This window comes from Algibacter sp. L1A34 (genome assembly GCF_009796805.1).
In the GTDB taxonomy this organism is placed as follows: Bacteria; Bacteroidota; Bacteroidia; order Flavobacteriales; family Flavobacteriaceae; genus Algibacter.
The window spans coordinates 2353733-2373856 of sequence record NZ_CP047029.1; the positions used below are offsets into that span (position 1 = coordinate 2353733).

Annotated in this window: 13 protein-coding genes; 6 read left to right on the forward strand and 7 right to left on the reverse strand. The window is 33.4% G+C overall.

Translation table 11 applies throughout. The features are described from left to right. Positions 1-15: 15 nt before the first annotated feature. The 6 genes from GQR97_RS10115 to GQR97_RS10140 are packed head-to-tail and all read left to right on the forward strand — an operon-like array spanning position 16 to position 12775. Positions 16-3294: a SusC/RagA family TonB-linked outer membrane protein gene (locus tag GQR97_RS10115; RefSeq protein ID WP_158847999.1), complete on the forward strand. Its 3279-nt coding sequence runs from the start codon at positions 16-18 to the stop codon at positions 3292-3294. Positions 3295-3317: 23 nt separating this feature from the next. Beyond that, a complete protein-coding gene (locus tag GQR97_RS10120) occupies positions 3318-4769 on the forward strand; it encodes a RagB/SusD family nutrient uptake outer membrane protein (RefSeq protein ID WP_158848001.1) in 1452 nt (483 codons plus the stop codon). A 19-nt stretch (positions 4770-4788) separates the two neighbouring features. After that, positions 4789-6447 (forward strand): fasciclin domain-containing protein, encoded by a 1659-nt coding sequence (locus GQR97_RS10125; RefSeq protein WP_158848003.1) that lies wholly within the window; start codon positions 4789-4791, stop codon positions 6445-6447. A 27-nt stretch (positions 6448-6474) separates the two neighbouring features. Continuing rightward, positions 6475-7989, forward strand: coding sequence for a fasciclin domain-containing protein (locus GQR97_RS10130; RefSeq protein ID WP_158848005.1), 1515 nt, complete (start codon positions 6475-6477; stop codon positions 7987-7989). Between the two features lie 37 nt (positions 7990-8026). After that, the gene (locus tag GQR97_RS10135; RefSeq protein ID WP_158848007.1) at positions 8027-11143 is read left to right on the forward strand and encodes a SusC/RagA family TonB-linked outer membrane protein; all 3117 of its coding nucleotides are present in this window, start codon (positions 8027-8029) and stop codon (positions 11141-11143) included. A gap of 39 nt (positions 11144-11182) precedes the next feature. Further along, positions 11183-12775, forward strand: a complete 1593-nt coding sequence (locus GQR97_RS10140) for a RagB/SusD family nutrient uptake outer membrane protein (RefSeq protein ID WP_158848009.1) — start codon at positions 11183-11185, stop codon at positions 12773-12775. 225 nt (positions 12776-13000) lie between these two features. Here GQR97_RS10140 and groL read toward each other — a convergent pair whose 3' ends face one another. The 7 genes from groL to miaB all read right to left on the reverse strand — a co-directional run bounded on the left by groL (position 13001) and on the right by miaB (position 19880). After that, entirely contained in the window at positions 13001-14629 is a 1629-nt protein-coding gene (gene groL / locus GQR97_RS10145) for a chaperonin GroEL (RefSeq protein ID WP_158848011.1), read from the reverse strand. A gap of 107 nt (positions 14630-14736) precedes the next feature. Continuing rightward, positions 14737-15012, reverse strand: a complete 276-nt coding sequence (gene groES / locus GQR97_RS10150; RefSeq protein WP_042498021.1) for a co-chaperone GroES — start codon at positions 15010-15012, stop codon at positions 14737-14739. A 148-nt stretch (positions 15013-15160) separates the two neighbouring features. After that, positions 15161-15511, reverse strand: a complete 351-nt coding sequence (gene secG, locus GQR97_RS10155) for a preprotein translocase subunit SecG (RefSeq protein WP_158848013.1) — start codon at positions 15509-15511, stop codon at positions 15161-15163. Continuing rightward, the gene (locus GQR97_RS10160; protein ID WP_158848015.1) at positions 15511-16458 is read right to left on the reverse strand and encodes a hypothetical protein; all 948 of its coding nucleotides are present in this window, start codon (positions 16456-16458) and stop codon (positions 15511-15513) included. The genes secG and GQR97_RS10160 overlap by 1 nt, the downstream gene beginning before the upstream one ends. Before the next feature lie 72 nt (positions 16459-16530). Further along, on the reverse strand, positions 16531-17037 hold the full coding sequence (locus tag GQR97_RS10165) for an LptE family protein (protein ID WP_158848017.1): 507 nt from the start codon (positions 17035-17037) through the stop codon (positions 16531-16533). 59 nt (positions 17038-17096) lie between these two features. After that, positions 17097-18368, reverse strand: coding sequence for a sigma-54 interaction domain-containing protein (locus GQR97_RS10170; RefSeq protein WP_158848019.1), 1272 nt, complete (start codon positions 18366-18368; stop codon positions 17097-17099). Positions 18369-18431: 63 nt separating this feature from the next. Next, positions 18432-19880 (reverse strand): tRNA (N6-isopentenyl adenosine(37)-C2)-methylthiotransferase MiaB, encoded by a 1449-nt coding sequence (gene miaB, locus GQR97_RS10175; RefSeq protein ID WP_158848021.1) that lies wholly within the window; start codon positions 19878-19880, stop codon positions 18432-18434. Positions 19881-20124: the final 244 nt, after the last annotated feature.

Genomic DNA, 20124 nt, shown 5'->3' on the forward strand with positions numbered 1-20124 from the left:
CTAAAAGTTTTTAATATGAAGGATAAATACAGGTCATATTCATATGTCTTAATGATAGTATGTGTATTGTTTTCGGCGCTAAGTATGTCGGCACAAAAACAAGTAAACATATCAGGAACGATAATATCAGAATCAGATGGGCAACCGTTAACGGGAGCAACCATTGCAGAGAAAGATAAAAATAATCGAATTATTAATGGTGTAGTTGCCGATTTTAATGGTAATTATTCTATTAAAATGGTAGATGCTAGTAATGTTTTAACCTATTCCTATATTGGGTTTCTTACAAAAACAGTTGAGCCAGGAAGTAAAACCTTAATTGATATTGCATTAAAAGAAGATGTAGCACAATTAGATGCTATTATTGTACGTGGTACAAAAAAAGTGTTCAACGGAGATTTCGAAATGGAAAAACGTAGAATTGCTACGGCTATGGAAACCATTTCAACTAAAGAACTAGCAGAGACGGTATCTGGGGGTGTTGTCGATCAATTACAAGGACGTTTAAGTGGGGTGGATATTGTAGCTAGTTCGGGAGAGCCAGGTGCTGGTTTATCTATCCGTATTCGTGGAACATCATCTTTAAACGCATCATCAGAACCTTTAATTGTAATTAATGGAGTGCCTTATGAAACAGAAATTGACTCAGGTTTTGATTTTTCTACAGCAGATGAGGATCAATATGCTGCCATGATTGGAGTATCACCAGATGATATTTCAGAAATTTCAGTTTTAAAAGATGCAGCAGCAACGGCACAATATGGGTCGCGTGCAGCAAACGGCGTATTATTGATTAAAACCAAACGTGGAACTAAGGGTAAAGCAAGGTTTTCTTATAGCTATAAAGGGAGTGTTGCAAGACAACCCGATGGAATCTCTATGTTAAATGGAGATCAATATTCTACCTTAATAAAGGATGAATTTATTGCTACAAACGGTACTTTTCCTCTTGATGCAGAAGGTATTAGTACAGAAGGCGCATTTACGCAAGATCCAACATATAAAGATTACAACTTGTACAACAAAAATATTAACTGGTTGGACGAAATTACCCAAACAGGGAACACCAATGAGCACTTTTTAAGTGTATCTGGTGGTGGTGAAAAATCATCATACCGTGTATCTGGGAGTTATAAAAACCAAAAAGGAACAACGGTTGGTAGTGGATTTAAGTTGTTTACTGCACGTGCTATTTTAGATTATAATATTTCGGATAAAATTACTATTGCTTCCGAGTTATCTTATAGTCACGGGTCTTTAGATCGTTCATACCAAAAAGATAACAGCTTAGGTCAAGCTAATTTAAGGTCTTTAGCTTTAATTAAAATGCCAAACCAGTCTATTTATCAGGTTGATGAAAATGGTAATTTAACCGATGAGTATTTTACACCAGCAACTTCGGTTCAAGGGGATGATGGGCTTACTTATTATAACCCTGTTGCTATGGCTAGACTGTCTAAAAATAATACCGAGAATAACAGAATTACACCGGTTTTTAGATTTAGTTATAAACCCAATAAACAATTTAATTTCCAGTCTATCATTTCATTTGATATTAATGTAGATAAGCGATCTGTATTTGTACCAGAGGAAGCTATTGGAGTAGCATGGACAAATTCAGGAGCAAATAGGTCTACCTTTTATGATGGTGAATTTTTTGTAATGCGTACCGATAATAAATTGATATGGGTGCCGGAATTAGGTGATAAACATTCTTTTTTATCAAGTTTTTCTTTTCAAACATTCGAAAAAACAAGTCAAGGCTATACTGCAGTAGCTAGTAATAGTCCAAGTAGTGATATACAAACGCCTATTGCTAATATTAGAATTGAGGGGTCTGGAAACTCATTAAATTCTACTTTTCAGAAAAACACAACTATTGGTGCTAATTTTGCTTTTAACTATGCCTACTTAGATCGTTATATTTTAAGTGGTGGTATTAGACAAGAAGGGAATTCAAAATTTGGTAGTAATTATCGATATGGAACCTTTCCTAGTGTTGCTGCAAAATGGATTTTATCTGATGAACCTTTTATGGAATCAGTAGAATTTGTAGACGAGATAGGATTTCGTGCTAGTTATGGTGAAAATGGGAACTCGCCAGGTGTAAACTATGGTTCGTATAACACTTACAAAACATATAACTATACGTATTTAGGTGAGCCTGCAGTTATTCCAAACAGTATGGAATTAACAGATTTGCGTTGGGAAACTACAATTCAAAAAAACTTTGGGGTTACTTACTCATTTTTTGATCGTAAAATTAGTGGAGATATAGAGGTCTATCAAAAAGATACTAAAGATTTATTAACCAAAAACACGGCAATACCTTCAACTTCTGGGTTTTCAAATATCCCATATCTAAATTTAGGTGATGTTAGTAACAAAGGTATTGAGTTTAATGTAAGAGCTAAAATTATAAATAATAAAGATTTTGGATTAGATTTCAGCTTTAATGTAGCACGTAATGTTAATATTGTTACACGACTTACAGAAGCTCAAACAACAGACGATGGTGATTGGCGTACAACAGGCTCTGGAGGGTATGAAAAAAGAATTCAAGAAGGGAATCCAATTGGGTCTTTTTATGGCTTCCGTTATTTAGGGGTGTTTAGTACCTCAGAGGATTTAGTTGCTCGTGATGGCAGTGGCGATATTATTTATGATTTGGACGGAACACCTAAAAATTTAGTATTTAATAAAACTAGAGAATTTAAAGCTGGAGAAGCCATGTATGAAGATGTTAATAAAGATGGAAATATTAATGAACTTGATGTGGTGTATTTAGGTAATGCCAACCCGTTACTGTTTGGTGGATTTGGCCCTACTATTCGTTATAAAAACTTTCAATTAAATGCGTCTTTTAACTATAGATATAATCAAAAGTTAATGAATATAGCGCGTATGAATACAGAAAGTATGGATAGCTATGATAATCAAAGTACGGCAGTATTACGCCGTTGGAGATTTGAAGGTGATGAAACTGATATACCAGGCGCTAGTTATAATAATCCTGTTAATACTTTAGGGTCTGATCGTTTTATGGAAGATGCTTCTTTTTTAAGAATGAAATACATTACCTTAAGATATAACCTTCCAAAACCGTTTATTAATAAATTGAATTTTACAAATGCATCGATTTATGTTACAGGAACCAATTTACTAACGTTTACAAAATATACAGGCGTAGATCCTGAAGGCGGAACAAGTAGCGATTGGACAAGATTAGGTTACGACTCGGAACAAACACCAAGATCGCAACAAATAACCGTAGGTGTAAATTTATCATTTTAAATAGCATAAAAAGTTAAGATATTATGAAAAGAAACATAATTAAAATATTTATAATGGTTCCCATGATTTTTGCAACACTAGCATCGTGTAGTGATTATTTAGATCTTGAACCAAAAGACGATTTAATCCAACAAGAGTTTTGGAATAATAAAGAACAGGTGAGTTCGGCTGTTGCTGGATGTTATGCATCTATGAACCAATCGGGGTTTACCGATAGAGTATTAAAATGGGGCGAATTTAGAGCAGAAATGATGGTGTCTTCTGGTGGAGGTTTAGAGAACATCATGAAAAATTATATGGTTCCTTCAGATGGTTTAACAAACTGGAGTACCTTTTATGCTACTATTAACTACTGTAATTTAGTATTGGAGTTTTCAGATGATGCGCAAGCACAAGATAAAACGTTTTCTATTGCTGAATTAAATACATTTAAAGCCGAGGCGATTACTATTCGGTCTTTAGCATATTTAATCTTGGTAAAAAACTTTAAGGAAGTGCCATTAGTTTTAACGGCAACAGCAACAAATCAAATTAATTTTTATCCGGTAAAAAACACAGAGCAAGAAGTTTTAGATCAAATTATTAGTGATTTAACGTCTGCGGTTGATGATTTAAATCTTGGATATTCAGAATCTCCAGCTCATGATAAAGGAAGAATGACTAAAGGCGCTGCTTTAGCTATATTGGCAGATGCTTATTTATGGAACGAGCAGTACACAGAATGTATTACGGCTACGCAAAGTTTAATAGATTTAGGACGTTATAGTTTAGTGGATGGAGACGAGTGGTTTAATAGTATCTTTTTTGAAGGTAATTCAAGCGAAGGTATTTTCGAACTTCAGTTTAGTGATATTTCATCAACACTTAGAAATTCTTTTCAATTGGGAGGTAATTATGTGGCATATCAAGGTATAGCTGAGTTATACATGGAATTCCCTGATGATATTCGTGGAAATTTAGCAACTTTCGATCTAAATACTAATACTGTTTTTAAATATGCTGGTGTAGATCAAACTGGTGAATATCGTGGTAGTGACGAGTATTATAACAACTTTATTTTTTATCGTTATGCCGATGTTTTATTGATGCAGGCCGAAGCTTATATTTTATCTGCTGAGAATAAGAATTTAGATCAAGCAAATACTCTTATAAGTCAAGTACATGAACGTGCCGTTGGTATACCCTTGGGTGTAACTATAGATGAAGTCTCTTTATTAAATGCTCTATTATTAGAACGTCAAAAAGAATTTGCTTTCGAAGGGAAACGCTGGTATGATTTATTACGTTTTGCACGTCGTGATAATTTTCAAGACCAAGATCTTATTATTAATTTGGTTGATTTTAAATCCGGTGCAGACGATTACGAACAAATTTTGAGTTATTACTCAGATTCAGATTCGTATTTTTTACCAATTTATCAATCTGAACTTGATTTAAATGATAATTTAGTGCAGAATCCATATTACGATAACTAAAAACTAAAAACTAAACATTATGAAAAATAATAAATTAATTACTTGGCTTGGAGGTCTTTGCTTATGTATGCTGCTTATAAACAGCTGTGAGGATAATTTAGATGGAACAACGTTTTTTACCACGGATGGTGAAACAGACGAAATGACAATTATAGAAGTATTAGACGATAATCCAGAGTTATTTTCTATGTATGTTGAGTTTCTTAAAAAAACAGAATACTATAACGCATTTAAAAGTTATGGTGATTATACCTGTTTTGTACCAACAAATACGGCTGTTAAAGCTTATATACAAGAAAAATGGAATGCGACTACGGTTGATGAGTTAACTACTGAAGACCAACAAGAATTTTTAAAAACGCTTGTAAAATTTCATACTTTACCATCAAGACGCAGAACTAATGGATTTGTTGAAGGACGTATTGATGAATTAACTTATTCTGGTGATTATTTAACAACGTCTTTTGTAGATGGCGGTGGTATTTCTAATGTAACTATAAACCGAGAGGCTAGACTAGTTCAATATGATATTGAAGCTAATAACGGTGTAATACATGGTATAGACGCTGTTTTACCACCTTTCGTAGAAGCTGTTCCAAAAATTATGGAAGATACAGGTAAGTATACCATTTTTATTGAAGCTTTAAAACAAACAGGGTATTATGATGAGTTTTCAAAAATTTATAATGACGATGGAATTAGAATAAATTTTACCATTTTAGCCGAATCTGACATAATATATGCTGAGAACAACATTAATTCTTTTGCAGATTTAGCAAGTGTTATTTCTCCAGATGATTCAGATTATACAGATGAAAATAATGCGTTAAATCGATTTATGGCGTACCATGCTACTAATGATTTCTATTATTCATCAGATTTTCCTGATGATGCGTTTCTTAGTACTATTTTACCTAATAATGCTTTAAAGTCTTTTAAAACAGATAAAGAACTTAAAATTAATGAATCGGAAACAGGTGGTGATGTAGAAACCTGGACTTCTTTGATTGCAGCAGAAAGTAATTTACCTGCAAAAAATGGTGTGTACCACACGGTTGATAAATTGCTAACTATATTTATCCCAAAAGCAAAATATCAACTTATGGATTTTACTCTTACTCCATCTATAGGTAAATTAAGTAATGGTAAATGGTATGGTCCAGATGAAGATAGAGGCCCGTATACTAATCCACGTACTTTTCCAGCAATTAAAGTTAGAATACTGGCTTCAAGTAAAACTCCAACAGAAAACTTTACAGTTTGGAATTCAGCTGCGTTTACATGGGTTGAATTTGATACACCAGTACTTCCAAAAGGGAAATATGAAGTTAGAGTGTCTGGAAATCAAGGTAACAATGGTAGACCAGTATTTCAAATATATTGGGATAACGAACCTATTGGTAAACAATGGGATATGAGAGATAGCCTTAAAGATATATTTGGTAGCAATTGGGCAGATGTAGATTCGCTTACTTTAAGACAAGGTGGCTATGTTAGAGGCCTTAAGGAAAATATTGATAGATATGGTGTTTCTGCTTATGATTCTTCTGGATGGGGTAGATTTATTGTGACTAGCGATTTGCTTTGTCCTGTACAACAATCTCATGTTATTCGTTTAGAAACGATAAGATCAGGAGGTGTACCTATTGATTATGTTGAGTTTGTACCAGTGGACTAATAAAAATAATAATTAAAGAATTTTTAAATGAATAATAAACATAATTTCATAATTAACTTTGGCCGTATATGTGCCGTTCTAGTTATCCTTGTAGCTTTTAGCTGTAAAGATGATGCCATGGACGAGCATTATGGACAGGAAGATAAAGGTTTAGAATCTAGTATTTTAGAAACATTATCTAGTGATACTAACTATTCAACCTTTGTAGAACTCGTTAAGCAAGCAGGTTTTGAAGAATTGCTTAGCTCATCGCAAGCCTTTACGGTTTGGGCACCAAACAATGAGGCGCTTGCATTAGTATCTAGCGATGTATTAAACGATCCGGATGCGTTAACCGAATTAATAGGAAACCATATTTCTAGGTTTTCTTACGGTTCAACTATAAATGAAAGCCCTCTATTTGTTAAAATGCTTAACGATAAGTCTATTGAGTTTTCTAATATAGATGGACAGGTTACTTTTGGTGATGTAGATCTATTGGAAAAAGATATATTAACATCTAACGGAATTCTTCATAAATTATCTAGTGTTTTAAGTGTAAAACCTAATATTTGGGGATTCCTTAACGATAATGAAGCTGAGTTCCCTACGTTAATGGATTATTTTTCTCAGTATAATGAAACACTTTTCGATGAAGCAAAAAGTGTTAAAACGGGAACAAATTCATTAGGACAAACGGTTTACGATTCTATCTTTAGCTCTTCGAATACGCAATTTAAAACTATTGGAGATCTAAGCTCTGAAGATGATCGTTTCACTTTTATAGGTTTAACTGATGATGCTTATGCAGGGATTTATGACACCTTTAAAGAGTATTATCAATACCCTGTTGAAGACTCTGTAAAAAGTAATACTGACAGAACAATATTCAGTAATTTAACATTTCCTGTTTTAGATTTAGAAGACTTAAATGGTTCATTAATAGAAAATACTGTTGGAAATAGTGTGTTGCTAGATGGAACAGGAACAAGTGTTGAATCATTAAGTAATGGAAATGTATTTGTTGTAAATACTTTGAATTACGATGCGAAAAATGTGATGTACAAGCCTATACGTTACGAGGTGGAAAATAATAAAAGAAGAGAGATAGGCTCATTAACCGATTTTTCAGTGGTACAAAAGTATCAAGATGTGGCATCGGGTAAGTTTACTAATATTGTTAGTTTATTAGCGAATCCAGAAAATGGTAACGACTATTTTGAAGTTGCTTTTAGTAATGTATTATCTGCAAGTTATAATATTAACTTGAAATTTTCTGCTATTGGAGCAGCTCAAGATACACAGTTGAAATTTGAATTTAGTTATGTAGATGCTAGTGGAAATACGGTAGTAAATAACATTGATTCTATGGTAATAAGCAATCTTGAAGAAGGTATTGTTCCTATTGGAGATACTTATGATATTCCTGTGTATATAAACGAGGAAATTGATAATGAATATACTGTTAAACTGAAAATTATAATAGACGTTAGTGAACCAGAACTTATATTGTACGAGCGTAAGTTTGGACTTGATTACGTAGAATTAACGCCAGTAGAATAAGTATTTTAACTAAAAAATAAACATGAATTATCAGATTATGATGAAAATAAAAAATACATATTCCCTGCTTTTCATTCTATTTTTCGGAATTACTTTTGCATTGCAAGGACAGGAAAAATCGAATAAAATAGTTACGGGAACAGTCGTTAACGCCATTAATAAAGAACCTTTGGTGGGCGTTAATGTGCGGGTAGGCAAGTTTTCTTCTGTAATAACAGACGAAAAAGGAGCATTCTCAATAAAAGTACCAGATGGAAGAGCTACACTTGTATTAAGTAGTCAAGAGTTTCAAAACAAAGAAGTGGCGCTAAAAGGACGATCTAAAGTTGAAATTGAAATTAATAATAAAGATTTCAATACGTATTATAGTACCATTCATTCTCCGCTTGGAGATCAAAGTAACTCGTCTGTAGTAAGTGCTGTTTCAGTTAGAGAAGGTAATTTAGCAACCTCACGTGAGTCTGCGGCAAATATGCTTTCAGGAAACGAAGTAAGTGGTATGAGAAGTATCATGCGTTCTGGGATTCCTGGAATTGGTTCTAATAACTTTATTAGAGGATACAACACATTAAATAGTTCTACACAACCTTTAATAGTTATTGATGGGATGATGATAGAAACTAATACCTTTAATAACAACTCTATTATTAATGGGTATAGTTATGATCCTTTGTCTGATATAAACCCTAAAGATATTGCAAATATTACAGTGATTAAAGATGCTGTTTCTATTTATGGGTCTAGAGCTGCAAACGGTGTAATACTTATTGAAACTAACAAAACGGATGATGTTACAACCAAAATTGATTTCTATGCATCGGCAGGTTTAAATTCGGCGCCAGATAATATTAGAATGATGAATGCTAGTCAATATAAAAACTATTTATCAAATCAATTAAATAGTTCTGGGCTTTATACCAATAGCGAAATTAGTGGTTTACCATATTTTAATGAAAGTCCTTCGTTTCAAGATTACGAAAAATATCATAATTCTACCGATTGGCAAAAAGAAGTGTTTGATGACAACTATGTTAATGAATACTATTTAAAAGTAACTGGAGGTGATGAAATTGCGAAATACGGATTATCTATTGGATACACGACTAATGGAGGTGTAATTTCTAATTCAGAATTTAGTCGTTTTACTACACGTTTTAATGCAGATACAAGCATAACAGATCGATTATCGTTATCTACAAATCTAAGTGTAAGTTATACAGATAGAAGTTTATATGATGATGGCTTGTTAAGCACATCTCCTATATCTTCAGCTTTAAATAAGTCACCATTCTTGGCTCCTTATACAGAAAATGCCGACGGTGTTGTTACAGATGTATATCAAGATGTCGATAATATTGGCGGATTTAGTAACCCTGTAGTTATTACAGATGTTGCTACATTTGTTGCTAAAGATTATAACCTTTATGGTCAATTAAATTTTGGTTATAAAATTTCAGATAAATTAACCTTGAAATCTTTATCAGGTGTAAATTATATTAAAAACAGACAGAATGTGTTTTTACCAGATTTAGGATTATCTGAAGAATTTAACGAGTATGGTGATGCTTTTTACCGTACATCAAAAGTAAGTGTAGAAAGTTTATTTTCTGTTTATAATGATACACGATTAAACTATGTATTAAATGTAGATAATAAGCACGATTTTTCATTAAATCTTGGAGTACGCTATAACCAAAATAATTATGAAAACTCTTATTCTATTAGTGGGAATTCTGGAGATGATCAATTTACATCTTTAAATAATGGTAACAGAGATACTTTTGTTACTTCTGGTAATATTGGTAACTGGAAATATGCTTCTATTTATGCTAATGGAGATTATTCATTTTTGAATAAATATTTTGTTAGTTATAATTTAGCTTTAGATAGCTCATCGCGTTTTGGTGATGATAAATCTACTGGGATTTTTCCAGCTTTAGGTTTGGGGTGGTTAATTTCTTCAGAAAATTTTATGGCTAATAATAAAGTAATAGATAAATTAAAACTTAGAGTTAGTTATGGTTTAACAGGTAATGATGGTATTGGAAATTATAATGCAGAATCTTATTTTGTATCTACTCGATTTTTAGAAGGAACAGGGCTTGTTAACGGTAACATAGCAAAAAGTTCTATTGGTTGGGAAGAAACAGCAAAAGCTAATTTTGGGTTAGATGTTGGTTTACTCAACGAACGATTATCTTTAAATCTTGACTATTTTGATAATAGAACCTCTGGTTTATTAAATATGAATGAAATAAATCAAGTTTACGGAAGTGAAGGCTTTTTGTCAAATGAAGGGAAACTTAAAAATAACGGTTTCGAATTATCTGTAAATGCCCGTGTTGTTAATACGGAAAACTTTAGTTGGGATGTTGGTGGAAATATTTCACAATACAAAAATGAAATAGTGTCTCTGCCAGGCGACCAACAAATTCTTGATATAGATGGTGTTAATGCTACTATTATCAATAAAGAAGGTAGCGCATTAGGCTTGTTTTATGGTTATAAAACAAATGGAATTTATAACAATGCTGCCGAAGCTTCTGCTGATGGTTTAAACTGGACTGATTTTGCTGGATTTGAGCAATCATTTGTTGCAGGTGATGTTCGTTTTGTGAATTCTGATGCTTCTGATAACGTAATTAATGAAGATGACCGTGTGGTTATTGGTAATCCAAATCCAGATTTTACGGGGATGGTTTACAATACATTTACTTATAAAAATGTATCATTATCAGCTATATTTTCTTTCAGCCAAGGAAACGATGTGTATAATGCACAGCGCTGGCAAACAGAATCTATGTCTGGTTTAGCAAACCAAAGTACAGCGGTTGCAAACCGTTGGGCAGTGGCAAATCAAGATACAGATATTCCTCGTGCAGTTTACGGTGATGCTATGGGAAACTCTAGATTTTCAGACCGTTGGATAGAAGATGGGTCATACATTCGTCTAAAAACTTTGTCAGTATCTTATAGTCCAGACTTTTTTAATGCCACGCTTTCTATTACTGCAAATAACTTATTTACTATTACTGATTACTTAGGGTTCGATCCAGAAGTAAGCTCATCTCAAACAAGTTATTTACAAGGTATCGATGCCGGTTTTACACCTCAATACACTTCAGTATTAATAGGTCTTAGAGTAGGGCTATAATTTTTGATATAAAAGATTCAAAATAAAAAACATATATAAATGAAACAATATAGAAACATTACGTTTAGCATCATTTTAGGATTAACGCTTTTTACTTCTTGCGATGATTTATTGGATGTGGACCCAGAAGAAGTATTGCTTACCGAAGATTATTTAGGAGCTAGTAAGATAGAAACAAGATCTGCATTATTTGGAGTGCTTTCGCAATTACAAGATGTTGCTGGGCAATATGTTGTATTGGGAGAGTTACGTGGCGATTTAACCAATGTTAACGCCAGTACAAATGATGAGCTTAGAGAAATTAATAATCATGCTATTAGTGCCGATAATAGCTATGCGGATTTAACAACAATATTCTCTATTATTAACAACTGTAACTTTGCCTTAGAAGGCATTGATAAAGAGGCTTTTGAAGGCGATTTATTAGATGATTACGCCGGGATTTTAAGGATTAGAACTTGGGCACAAATGCAAATTCTTATTAATTATGGAAAGTTACCATATATTACCGTTCCAATTAAAACAAGTGATGAATTGGATGATACTTATCCTTTATTAAGTATTGATGAAGCTTTAGATCAATTAATTAGAAACTTAGCCGAAGTAGAAGGTGTTGATAATGTTACTGATTATGCAGGTTCTGAAGGGTTTAGTGTTTATAAAATGATTCCAGATCAACATATTCTTTTAGGAGATTTGTATCTATGGAAAGGTAATTACGAATTAGCAGCAACAAATTATAAGCTGTTTTTAGATGAATTTAGTACTTTAAGCACTAATAGAATAAGTGTTACTGAAAATAATGGAAAATATACTTACAATCCCGATGGATGGGCAGATATTTTTGGAGAAAGTCCTCGTTCTACTGCTGTTATTGATTATGTAGCTTTTAGTGAACAGTATAGACAACCAAATAGCAGTTTTGAGGTTATTACAGCACAAATGCAAGCATCAACATCAATTATTGCGAATTGGAATTCTCAGTCTATGGGATATGAGGGGCTTCCTGTTGTAGACAACCTAGATGAAAGAGCGGCGGTGTCTGCAACAATTGAAGATGTAGAGCCTTTAATTTTAAAATACCAATATGAGTATTTTACTTGGAATAGAGTTGCAAAAATATATTTACGTTATGCAGAGGCTATTAATTACGCTGGTTACCCAGAGCAAGCTTTAGTTGTAATAAATGGGATATTTAATAACCCGAATGTAGACCCTATTGATGCTCCAATATTTTTCAATGAAGAAGAGTTTTTAAATTTCGATGAATGGTATTATCTTTTTGATGACAATGAACCAATAATCGGTAATTTAGGAGTTCGTGGTCGTGCAAGTTTAGCGCCTGTAGGTTTAGATATAGATATGTCTAACATAACTACAGCTATGGATGAAGTTGGTGCATTAATTCTTAATGAAGCAGCTTTAGAGTTAGCTTTTGAAGGTAACCGTTGGGAAGATTTAATGCGCTATGCTCGTAGAGACTCAGACGCAAGTATCTTAGCCGATGCCATTGCCGATAAGTTTATTACTGCTGGAGATGCTGGCACAGGAGAAGCCATTCGTGCAAAATTACTTAACCCAGATAACTGGTATTTACCTTATACTATTCCTGATAATTTTGTATCGGAATAACGAATGGAAAGATTATAATATTTGTTTAATATTATTGTTATTTTTTAAAAGGAAAAAACTCCAAGTGTTATGCTTGGAGTTTTTGTTTTAATCAGAATTTGTTTTAGATGAAGAATAACGAGAGGCTCATTTTTAGTTTGAAAATAAAGCTAAATTTTAATCATAAAAAAACGCTTCTTCCAAAATTTTTGGAAGAAGCGTTTTTAATATAGTTTGGTATGATGATTACATCATGCCTGGCATACCGCCACCACCCATAGGCATAGCAGGAGCATCTTCTTTAATATCAATTAAAGCACACTCTGTAGTTAAAATCATTCCTGCAACAGATGCTGCATTTTCTAATGCTACACGCGTTACTTTTTTAGGATCGATAATACCAGCTTTAAGCATATCAACGTATTTATCCGTTTTAGCATCGAAACCAAAGTCTTTTTTACCTTCTAATACTTTAGCAATTACAACACTTCCTTCACCACCTGCGTTTTCAACGATAGTACGTAAAGGTGCTTCAATAGCACGTGCTACAATTTGAACACCAGTTGTTTCATCTAGATTTTCGGTTGTAAGCTTCTCTAAAACAGATTTAGCTCTTACTAACGCAACACCACCACCAGCAACGATACCTTCTTCTACGGCTGCTCTAGTTGCGTGTAATGCATCATCAACACGATCTTTTTTCTCTTTCATTTCAACTTCACTTGCAGCACCAACATAAAGTACAGCAACACCTCCAGCTAATTTAGCTAAACGTTCTTGTAGTTTTTCTTTATCGTAATCTGAAGTTGTAGTTTCAATTTGAGATTTAATTTGATTTACTCTAGCTTTAATCGATTCAGCATCACCAGAACCATTAACGATTGTAGTGTTATCTTTATCAACTGTTACTGTTTCTGCAGTACCAAGCATACTTAAATCGGCATTCTCTAAAGTGAAACCTCTTTCTTCAGAAATTACAGTTCCACCAGTTAAGGTAGCAATATCTTCTAACATTGCTTTACGACGGTCACCAAAACCAGGAGCCTTAACAGCGGCAATTTTTAAACCACCACGTAATTTGTTTACAACTAAAGTAGCTAATGCTTGTCCGTCAACATCTTCAGCAATAATTAATAATGGACGACCAGATTGAGCAACGGGCTCTAAAATTGGAAGAATTTCGTTTAAGTTAGAAATCTTTTTATCAAATAATAAAATATATGGATTTTCTAAATCGGCAATCATTTTATCAGCATCCGTTACAAAGTAAGGAGAAAGATATCCTCTATCGAATTGCATACCTTCAACCACGTCCACATAAGTTTCCATGCCTTTAGCTTCCTCAACAGTAATAACACCTTCTTTACCAACTTTTCCGAAAGCAGTAGCGATTAATTCACCAATTGTATCATCGTTATTTGCAGAAATAGAAGCAACTTGCTTAATCATTTCAGATGAATTACCTACTTTTTTAGCTTGCTTTTCAAGATCAGCAACAATAGCTTCGACAGCTTTGTCAATACCACGTTTTAAATCCATTGGGTTTGCACCCGCAGCAACGTTTTTTAAACCTTCTTTTACTATTGCTTGAGCTAATACAGTTGCTGTTGTAGTACCATCACCAGCTAAATCGTTGGTTTTAGAGGCTACTTCTTTAACCATTTGTGCACCCATGTTTTCTAATGGGTTTTCAAGCTCAATTTCTTTAGCTACAGTTACACCATCTTTAGTTACTTGTGGTGCACCAAAACTTTTACTAATAATTACGTTACGTCCTTTTGGTCCTAACGTTACTTTTACTGCGTTTGCTAATGCATCAACACCACGTTTTAAACCGTCGCGTGCTTCAATATCAAATTTTATATCTTTTGCCATTTTGAAAAATTTTATTTTTCATTCCCACGAAGGCGGGAATCTATTTAATGTTATTTTAGTCTTTGTTTAATAAGGTTTCCGTTTTCACGGAAATAAAAAAAGCAGAATTATATTATTGCAAGAATATCGCTCTCACGCATAATTAAATAATCTGTACCTTCTAATTTAAGTTCTGTGCCAGCATATTTACCATATAAAACAGTGTCACCAACTTTTACAGTAATAGGCTCATCTTTGGTGCCTTTTCCTGCAGCAACAACAGTTCCTTTTTGTGGTTTTTCTTTGGCGTTATCTGGAATAATAATTCCTGAAGCTGTTTTAGTTTCAGCGGCAGCTGGCTCAATAAGAACGCGGTCTGCTAATGGTTTAATGTTTAAGCTCATTTTTATATTATTTTTAATTAATTAAATTATGATTAACCCTTAGCAATAAGCTAAAAATATGCCAAGAGCAATAGACTGACAAACTTGCAGAAATAAAAAATGCCAACTATATAAGTTGGCATTTTTAATCTAATATGTTTTGAGAATCTTAGTTCACGCTATCTTTTATAGTAGCAGCATCAGTTGCTGTGTTAGCAGGTGTAGCTAAAGGTTGTGCACTTGGTGCATCACTATCTAAAGCTTTAGATTCTAAAGAAGAATCGCCTCTGTTAATTGCTATGTTTGATGCTAATATTAATACTAACAAAAATGTAGCTAAATACCATGTGCTTTTGTCTAAAAAGTCGGTTGTCTTTTTTACACCTCCTAATTGCTGTGTTCCACCACCTCCAAAAGAAGAAGATAATCCACCTCCTTTAGGGTTTTGCACCATGATTACTACAATTAGTAAAAATGCTACCACAACTATTAATGCTAAAAATATTGTAAACGTACTCATTATTTCTTGTTATTTTGTTCTTGTAATTGTTTTACTGCCTCAATTTGGTTTGCAAAGAAACCACTTTTTTCTGGATATTTCAAGCTTAATATTTTATAAGATTGAATAGCCTTAGAATAATTTTTTTGTTCAACGTAAATTCGCGCCAAAGTCTCTGTCATTAAGGCTTCTGGCTCCATCATTTGTGCTTTAGCCAAATTTCCTTTTTGAGAAAGTGGCTTTGTAGGATTAATTTTTGGGTTCTTAATGATGAATTTATCAATTAAATCGAACTTTTTCTCCTTTTTTAGGACTGCTAATGTTTTTATTTTAGCGGGTTTTTTTACAACCTCAGTCTTTCTTTCAATAGGTTTGAATTGGCTAATTTTTAACCATTCATTAAAGGAATGCGATTCTTTTTTATCAAAAGGAAGTGGTGTTCCTAAACTCAAAACATCTTCTGGTGTAATTTTTTCGGGCTTAGTTATCTCCTTGGTTGAGGTTTCAATGTTTTCCGATTTATCTAAAATAGAAACAGTCTCTTTTTTAGGGCGTGCCTCTTTAGGCTGAAATAGTGAAGGGTCTAAAACACCCGTTGTATCTTGTATTTGTTGCTTTAGATTATCATCAATTTTAATGTTTCTATTAATGCTAATATCTTCAACATCAACTTCTATCTCATTTAAAGATAAACTGTTTTTTTTGATATATTTTGAAATTTCATTTTGAATAAAATCTTCCGAAGTAATAAAATCAAACAAAATACTGCGGTCTGTAGTATAAGCAGCAGTTGTTTTAAGCGCTTGGTTATACTCTAAGCTACTTTGGTCTTTTAATCCTTTAAGATGAATAGCGCGTGCCGACTGAAAATAAGGATATTGATCTAAAATAGATTTTATAGCCTCGGTTTGGTTATGCGTTATGGCATGCGGGTTTTGTAGTAAATATGTAAAATCTGTTCGATTCATTGGGCTAAGCCAAGTGTTTTTATAATTATTGATGTTTAACTGAAAACTTATACTACAACTAAAAGTTGCTTGCTACCATTTCGCGAGTGTTGCGTTAAAAATATCTTGCGTTAAACGCTCAAAAATTTCTTCGTGAGCTGTTGTTTTTGTTGCTCCTGTAAGTAGCGAAGTCCCTTCGTAATCATAATAAAAAGAGAAACTTTGTTCTAAATCGTCTTCTTCTTTTTTTCTGTTGAAAAATCTAAGTTTCACACTTATTGTTAATCTGTTTTGTGCCGCTGTATTTTCTGATGTTGCTGTAGTAGGTGATACTCTATAATTAGTTATTTCACCTTCGTAAACCAAATCACCATTAGAAGGAACAAGACTCAAATTGGTTTGGTTCTGAATTAAATCTTCTAAAGCTAATTTAAAATCACGTTCTAAACCGGGTTCTACTAAAAGGGCATTGTTTTCAAATCGGTTTACTTGGTAAGTTTTAATATCGGAAGCAATAGAGGTTCCTGTAAAAGAGTAAATACCACAGCTCGTTAAGGTTGCGATAGTTAATATGATAATGATATATTTTGCGTGTTTCATTTTATTTTCTTGAATCCGTACCTATTTTGTAATGCCTTGTACTCCTTATTAACGTTCTTTTAAAGATCGTATTGTTTAATTTTACGGTATAAAGTACGTTCGCTAATGCCTAGCTCTGTGGCTGCTAATTTACGTTTTCCGCTGTGACGTTCTAGTGATTTTTTAATTAATTCTAATTCTTTATCGTGTATAGATAAGGTTTCTTCCTCTTCTATTTCTTCGGCAAAGTGATATTTATCTTGCGGATTTACTGGCTCTTCTTTGTTTGAGGCATGTTCGGGTATTGAAAGTAATTCCGTATTGGTTACGCTTTCTTCAAAATCAAGAACATCTTCATCATTTTCTTCACCATAAATTTTTTCAATTAAACTTTCGTTTTTTTTCTCAACATCTTTAGAATTCCCATTTTTCATGAGTTCCATGGTGAGTTTCTTTAAATCGTTTAAGTCACTTTTCATGTCAAAAAGAACTTTATAAAGAATTTCACGCTCACTACTAAAATCACTTTCAGATTTTGATGTTTTAATTACTGCAGGCAAATTAGATCCTGTGGTTGGTAAATAACCACGTAGCGTGTCTGCACTAATTGTACGGTTTTGTTCTAAAACAGACACTTGTTCAGCAATGTTTCGCAACTGACGAATGTTACCATTCCAGCGGTGTTTTACTAACACTTGTATAGCTGTGTCGGTAAGTTTTACCGTAGGCATCTTGTATTTTAAAGCGAAATCGCTGGCAAATTTCCTGAACAATAAATGAATATCGTCTGGACGTTCTCGAAGTGGCGGTAAGTTAATGTCTACAGTACTTAAACGGTAGTATAAATCTTCACGAAATTTTTCTTTTTCGATAGCTTCAAATAGGTTAACGTTTGTTGCTGCCACGATACGGACATTGGTTTTTTGAACCTTACTAGAGCCTACTTTTAAAAATTCGCCGTTTTCTAAAACACGCAAAAGTCTAACTTGTGTAGTAAGCGGTAATTCGCCAACTTCATCTAAAAAAATGGTGCCACCATCGGCAACTTCAAAATAACCTTCACGAGTTTGTGTTGCTCCGGTAAATGCTCCTTTTTCATGTCCGAAAAGCTCAGAATCTATAGTGCCTTCTGGTATAGCACCACAGTTTACTGCAATATATTTATTGTGTTTTCTGTGTGATAATTGATGTATAATTTTAGGAATACTCTCTTTTCCAACACCACTTTCACCAGTTACTAAAACCGAAATATCGGTAGGAGCGACTTGAATGGCTTTTTCTATAGCACGGTTTAGCGTTGGTGTATTACCAATGATACCAAAACGTTGTTTTATTGCTTGAACTGATTCCATGTTCTTAATTAAAAATTAAAAGTGAATAATGAAAAATGCTTAGTCTCAATTTATAATAATTTTTTAATTATTCATTGATAACTCTATGCCTTCACCAATTAGCGTTGCGCTTGTACAGTCGATAACTTTAACCTTTACGAATTCGCCAATTTTATAATTATCTTTTGGGAATACACACACAACATTTTGCGAGGTACGACCCGACCATTGTTCTGTAGATTTTTTCGATTCTTTTTCAATTAAAACCTCTACAATGGTGTTTATATGCTCTTTAGTTCTAATCTCACTATGTATACGTTGTAAATCGACAATATCTTGTAGACGACGTTTTTTTACTAATTCTGGAACATTATCTTCCATGTTTCTTCCGGCCATAGTTCCTGGGCGTTCAGAATAGGTAAACATATATCCAAAATTGTATTTCACGTATTCCATTAAGGACACCGTGTCTTGAAAATCTTCTTCTGTTTCAGTAGGGAAACCTACAATCATATCGTGGCTAATAGTACACTTTGGAATAATACGACGAATGTTATCTATTAATTCAAAATATTCTTCACGCGTATGCAACCTGTTCATTTCTTTTAAGATACGGTTGCTTCCGCTTTGTACTGGTAAATGAATATGATTACAAATATTATCGAATTTCGCCATGGTTTCAACCACATCCAACGTTAAATCTTGCGGGTTCGATGTTGAAAAACGAATACGCATGGTTGGTTGTTCTTTTGCGCAAAGCTCCAATAGTTTAGAAAAACCAACAGCTGTGGCTTTTTCCATATCGCTGGCTTTAACGAAATCTTTTTTAAGTCCGCCGCCATACCAAAGGTAACTATCTACGTTTTGCCCAAGAAGCGTGATTTCTTTGTAGCCTCGGCTCCATAAATCGTTAACTTCTTCTAAAATACTCTGAGGATCGCGACTTCGTTCACGCCCACGTGTAAAAGGTACAACGCAAAAGGTACACATATTATCGCAACCACGTGTTATAGAAACAAAAGCGGTTACACCATTAGTATTTAAACGTACTGGCGAAATATCACCATAGGTTTCTTCTTTAGAAAGAATTACGTTTATGGCATCTCTCCCTTCGTCTACTTCGGCTAAAAGGTTGGGTAAATCTTTGTATGCATCTGGGCCAACTACTAAATCTACAATTTTTTCTTCTTCAAGAAATTTTGTTTTTAAGCGTTCGGCCATGCAACCTAAAACACCCACTTTCATTTTGGGGTTAAGATCGCGTTTTACGGCATTATATTTTTCTAATCGTTTACGCACTGTTTGTTCAGCTTTATCACGAATAGAGCAGGTGTTCACTAAAACTAAATCGGCTTCTTCTAGGTTTTGTGTGGTGTTAAAACCTTGATCCTTCATGATAGAAGCTACAATTTCACTATCACTAAAATTCATTGAGCAGCCGTAGCTTTCAATAAAAAGTTTACGTGTATTGCCCTCTTTCTTATCCAGAGTTAAGGATTCGCCTTGTTTGTTTTCGTCTATAATTTTTTCCATAGTTTGCTAGAAACTGGTATTGTTCAATAAGTGTGCAAAGATACAAATTATTTATATTTTATGACAAAGTGGCAGTTTTAATTTTAAAAGCATTATTCCTATGTTTAATATGATTTTTTCACTTTAAATAAACCATTTATAAATCAGGTTTTTAGTATAAGTAATTATCAAGAATTCATGTTATAGTTTTATTAATTAGAATTAGAAACACACTTTTTTTAACACAATTTTTTGTTTTCAGAAA